This window comes from Streptomyces sp. NPDC054863 (genome assembly GCF_053610825.1).
In genome coordinates this window covers 1-4,750 of the sequence record NZ_JBSGZD010000434.1, presented here as the reverse complement: position 1 = coordinate 4,750, position 4,750 = coordinate 1, and the positions used below count along the sequence as shown (strand labels likewise).

The following is a 4,750-nucleotide window of genomic DNA, read 5'->3' as shown; positions in this document are numbered from 1 at the left end:
GTCCCGGGCCCCCTTCCTCGTACGGAGGAGAGAGCCGCCTACACGCCCGCACCCTGCACCGAGGGCCGCCTGCTCGCGATGACCTTCCTGGCGAGGGCCTTGGGCGAGGTCAGGAAGCCGTAGCCCCACGACATGTGCATGGTGGCGAGCGCGACGGGGATCTGCGCGCGGGCCTTCAGGGACAGGCCCTTGCCGGCCGGGAGGGAGCCCGCGGTGATGGCGGCCAGGTAGCCCGCCGGGACCACGAAGCCCCACGGAGTGACGGCCGCGCCCACGACCACGCCCGCGGCGATCGCGCACACGGCGGCCGGCGGCGCGAGGTAGCGGAGGTTGATCGAGCCGGAGTGGTAGCGGGCGACGACGTGCCGCCAGCGGCCGTAGTCCTTGTACTGCTTGGCGAGCGCCCTGACGGACGGGCGCGGCCGGTACTGGACCTTCAGCTCGGGCGAGAACCAGATCAGACCGCCGGCCTCGCGGATGCGGAAGTTCAGCTCCCAGTCCTGGGCGCGGATGAACTCCTCGTTGTACCCGCCCTGCTGCTCCAGGGCCTCGCGGCGGAAGACGCCGAGGAAGACGGTCTCGGCCTGCTGGGCCTCGCCGCCGGTGTGGAACGCGGCGTTGCCCACGCCGATCTTCGAGGTCATCGCGGCGGCGACGGCCTCTTCCCAGGGGGTCTCGCCCTCGGCGTTCATGATGCCGCCGACGTTCATCGCGCCGGTCTCCTCCAGGAGGCGGACGGCGGTGGCGATGTAGTTCGCGGAGAGCATGCCGTGGCCGTCGACGCGGACGACGATCGGGTGGCGGGAGGCCTTGATCGCGGCGTTGAGGGCTGCGGGGGTACGTCCCGTGGGGTTCGGGACGGTGTGCACGCGAGGGTCTTCGGCGACCAGCTCGGCGGCGATCTCGTCGGTGCGGTCCGTGGACGGGCCGAGTGCGATCACCACCTCCATCTCGCCGTCGTACTCCTGCTCCAGGATGTGGCGGACCGAGTTGCGCAGGTGCCGCTCCTCGTTGAGGACCGGCATGATCACGGAGACCGCTGGGGCGGTGGAGGCGTAGGCGTTCACATCGGCTCACGTTACCGCGAACGGGGGACAGCCTCGCGCGGCGGCCGTGCCACTGCCCCGGGCCGCAGATCGTATGGGCATACGGTGCACGCGATCCCCGTCCTGTGCCCCAGCGGAGGTGTCCCCCGTGCCCGTGCCACCCCGTTCGCCCGCCCCGCGCCCGCGCGGCAGCCGTCGACGCAAGCCGCTCGGGCGGGAACGCCGCCGCAAGCAGGACGAACGGCCGCACTGGGGGATGCGGGCGGCGACCACCCTGTCCGTACTGGTCCTGGCGGCAGGCGGCATCGGGCACGCCATGGTGACCAGCATGAACACCCAGATCGCCCGGGTCGACCCGTTCAAGGACATGAAGAACCGGCCCGAGGCCGAGGCGGGGCGCGGGATGAACGTCCTGCTCGTCGGCACCGACGGCCGCGACAGGATCACCCGTGCGGAGAAGGAGAAGTACCGCCTGGGCGGTGCGCCCTGCCACTGCACGGACACCGTGATGCTCGTGCACGTCTCGGAGGACCGCAGCCGCGCCAGCGTCGTCAGCCTCCCCCGCGACAGCTACGCGGAACTGCCCGAGCACACGGACGAGACGACCGGCGACCACCACAAGTCGCACCCGGTCAAGCTCAACGCGGCGTACGCGGAAGGCGGCCCCGCGCTGACCACCCGCACCGTCGAGCACATGACGGGCATCAAGGTCGACCACTACCTGGAGGTCGACTTCACGAGCTTCATGAAGACGGTCGACGTGCTCGGCGGCGTCGACATCTGCACCTCCACCGCTCTCAAGGACAGCTACACCGGCCTGGACCTGGCCCCCGGCACGCACCGGCTCGGCGGCGGCGAGGCCCTCCAGTACGTACGTTCCCGGCACATCGACGGGGCGTCCGACCTGGGCCGGATGCAGCGCCAGCAGCGCTTCCTGGCGGCGTTCATCGCCCGGGCGACGGACAGCGGGGCGCTGCTGAACCCGGTGAAGTTCCGCGAGGTGGCCGGCACGCTGCTCGGCTCGGTGCGCGCCGACAGCGGCTTCGGCACGACGGAGATGCTGGCGCTGGGGCAGGCGATGCGGGGCTTCACCGCGGCGTCGTCGGAGTTCACGTCGGTGCCGATCGGCCGGATGGGCTTCCAGGTCAAGGGCATCGGCTCCACCCTGAAGTGGGACCCGGTCAAGTCGAAGAAGCTGTTCCAGACGCTGCGCGAGGACCGGCCGCTGGCCGTGCAGCGGCCCAGGAAGGCGAAGGGGAAGCCCGTGGAGGTCTCCCCCGAGCAGATCAAGGTGCGGGTCGACAACGGGACGCGCACGGCGGGCCTGGGCAAGCGGGTCGACGCGGCACTGCGCGCCACGGGGTTCCGTACGACCGGCATCCCGGGGAACGGCGCACGCCGCGACCTGACCCGCACCCTCGTGCAGTACGACCCGCGCTGGGACCGCTCCGCACAGTCCCTGGCGGCGGCGCTGCCGGGCTGCGACCTGAAGGCGGTCAAGGGACAGGGCAGGACGATGCGGGTGACGGCGGGGGCGGACTACCGGGCCGTGACACGGGTGCAGGCCCAGGACGCGTACCAGGGCGAATTCGGGGTGGCCACGGGCGACCAGGTGGTGTGCCCCTAGGGGCGTTGTGGACGTGCGGGTCGGTGGGGCCGGTCGCGCAGGTCCCCGCGCTCCTAGTCGTTGAGCCCCTCGGCCGCCCGCCGATCCCGCAGCTCCTTGATCGCCCGCCGTCTGGCGAGCCGGTGGGTGCGCCGGATCTGCGCCTCCTGGTACCGCCGCCGGTCCCGCTCCGTCTCCGGAATCACCGGCGGTACGGGCCGTGTCTTGCCGTCCGCATCGACGGCGGCGAAGACGAGGTACGCGGAGCCGACCTGCTGGGCGGGGGTCGACTCGTTCCACCGCTCCGCCAGAACCCGGACGCCGATCTCCATGGAGGAGCGGCCGGTCCAGTTGCACTGCGCCTTCACGTGCACGAGGTCGCCGACCTGCACCGGCTCCAGGAAGACCATCTCGTCCATCGACGCGGTGACAGCAGGCCCGCCGGAGTGCCGCCCGGCCACCGCGCCCGCCGCGTCGTCCACCAGCTTCATGATCACGCCGCCGTGCACGGTGCCGAGGAGATTCGTTTCCGCGGCGGTCATGATGTGGCTGAGCGTGGTGCGGGAAGCGGAGGTGGGCTTGCCCGGAATGAGGTCTTCCGGGGCCTGGGCCTGATCTGTCATGGCCTCTACTTTATGCCGGTGCGCATTGCATCAGCTTGGCAACAGCCCTGCCCCGATTCCCCACCTGCCCTGTGAGGCCGCCGCACCCTGCCTGCACACTGAAGTCATGAGCGACTGGCCCAGTGCACGAAACGACGACCGCGACGACCGGTACGGCCGCGGCAGCGCAGGAGCGCAGCCCGAGGGCCCCCGGGTGATGCGGCATGTGCAGCGCGGCCAGGCCCCGCGCTCCGGGGACCGGCACCCCGCCGCCCCCTCGGCTCCGCCGCGCGGCGTCCCGCCGCAGCAGGCGCAGGCGCAGGGGTACGACGGGTACGGCCAGGTCCCCGGCCAGGGCGGCCCGAACGACGGCTACAACACCGGCCAGGTCTACGGCGGCGGCAACCGCTCCGGCGGCGGCCCCGGCGGACCCGGTGGTTCCGGCGGCAGGGGCCCGCGCCCCGCCCCGAACTGGGGCCGCCGGATCAAGATCGGCGCGATCACCCTCGTCTCCGTCCTCGCCGTCACCTCCATCGGCACCTACTTCTGGGCCGACTCCAAGGTGCGCCGCGAGGTGGACCTCTCCAAGGTCATCGACCGCCCCGAGGAGGGCGACTGCACGACGTACCTGGTGGTGGGCTCCGACAGCCGCGAGGGCATGACCGCCGAGCAGAAGAAGAAGCTGCACACCGGCTCCGCCGCGGGCAAGCGCACCGACTCGATGATGATCCTGGCGTCGTGCAGCAGCGGGAACACCATGGTGTCGCTGCCCCGTGACTCGCAGGTGGAGATCCCGTCCTTCGTCGGCTCGGAGTCCGGCAAGCGCTTCGAGAACCAGCACCGCCGCGTGAAGCTGAACGCCGCGTACGCCGAGGACGGCCCCGAGCTCCTGGTCCGTACCGTCGAGCACAACACCGGCCTGCGCATCGACCACTACGCCGAGATCGGCTTCGCCGGCTTCGCGAACATCGTGGACGCGCTCGGCGGCGTCGAGCTGGACATCCCGAAGGCGTTCAAGGACAAGAAGTCGGGCGCCGACTTCCAGGCCGGCAAGCAGACCCTCAACGGCGAGCAGTCGCTGGCCTTCGTCCGTACCCGGTACGCCTTCGCCGAATCCGACTTCGCGCGCACCAAGAACCAGCAGAAGTTCCTGTCCGCGCTGGCGAGCCAGGCGGCGACGCCCGGCACGATCCTCAACCCGTTCTCCCTGTACCCGACGCTCGGGGCGGGCCTGGACACGCTGGTCGTGGACAAGGACATGGGGCTGTTCGACCTGGCCGAGATGTTCTTCGCGATGAAGGGGATCAGCGGCGGCGAGGGCAAGTCCATGAACATGCCGAAGTCGGGCATCCGCAACGGCTACGTGATCTGGGACAAGACCAAGATGCAGCAGCTGGTGAAGCAGATCCAGAACGACGAGAAGGTCACGGTCACTTCGGACTGAGCGGAGTCCGTACGGACGGGGAGGGGGCGGCCCGGACCTGGACCCGGTGCAC

General features: G+C 71.1%; 4 protein-coding genes. 2 read left to right on the top strand and 2 right to left on the bottom strand.

The features are described from left to right. Positions 1-38 precede the first annotated feature (38 nt). Positions 39-1,067, bottom strand: a complete 1,029-nt coding sequence (locus ACWGIG_RS37080) for a glycosyltransferase family 2 protein (RefSeq protein WP_453326121.1) — start codon at positions 1,065-1,067, stop codon at positions 39-41. Positions 1,068-1,194: 127 nt separating this feature from the next. On the opposite strand from ACWGIG_RS37080, the gene ACWGIG_RS37075 reads away from it, so the two are divergent. Beyond that, positions 1,195-2,673 (top strand): LCP family protein, encoded by a 1,479-nt coding sequence (locus tag ACWGIG_RS37075; protein ID WP_453326120.1) that lies wholly within the window; start codon positions 1,195-1,197, stop codon positions 2,671-2,673. A 53-nt stretch (positions 2,674-2,726) separates the two neighbouring features. Here the strand turns inward: ACWGIG_RS37075 and ACWGIG_RS37070 are convergent, their stop codons facing one another. Next, complete coding sequence (locus ACWGIG_RS37070) at positions 2,727-3,275, bottom strand: acyl-CoA thioesterase (RefSeq protein WP_453326119.1); 549 nt, start codon at positions 3,273-3,275, stop codon at positions 2,727-2,729. A gap of 106 nt (positions 3,276-3,381) precedes the next feature. Between ACWGIG_RS37070 and ACWGIG_RS37065 the strand changes: the two genes are divergently transcribed. Then, positions 3,382-4,698 carry an LCP family protein gene (locus tag ACWGIG_RS37065; protein ID WP_453326118.1) on the top strand — a complete coding sequence of 439 codons (1,317 nt, stop codon included), beginning with the start codon at positions 3,382-3,384 and terminating at the stop codon, positions 4,696-4,698. Positions 4,699-4,750: the final 52 nt, after the last annotated feature.

Excerpts from the sequence above, each read along its gene's own strand:
- ACWGIG_RS37070 (WP_453326119.1), bottom strand. The coding sequence starts at position 3,275 with ATGACAGATCAGGCCCAGGCCCCGGAAGACCTCATTCCGGGCAAGCCC.
- ACWGIG_RS37065 (WP_453326118.1), top strand. The coding sequence starts at position 3,382 with ATGAGCGACTGGCCCAGTGCACGAAACGACGACCGCGACGACCGGTAC.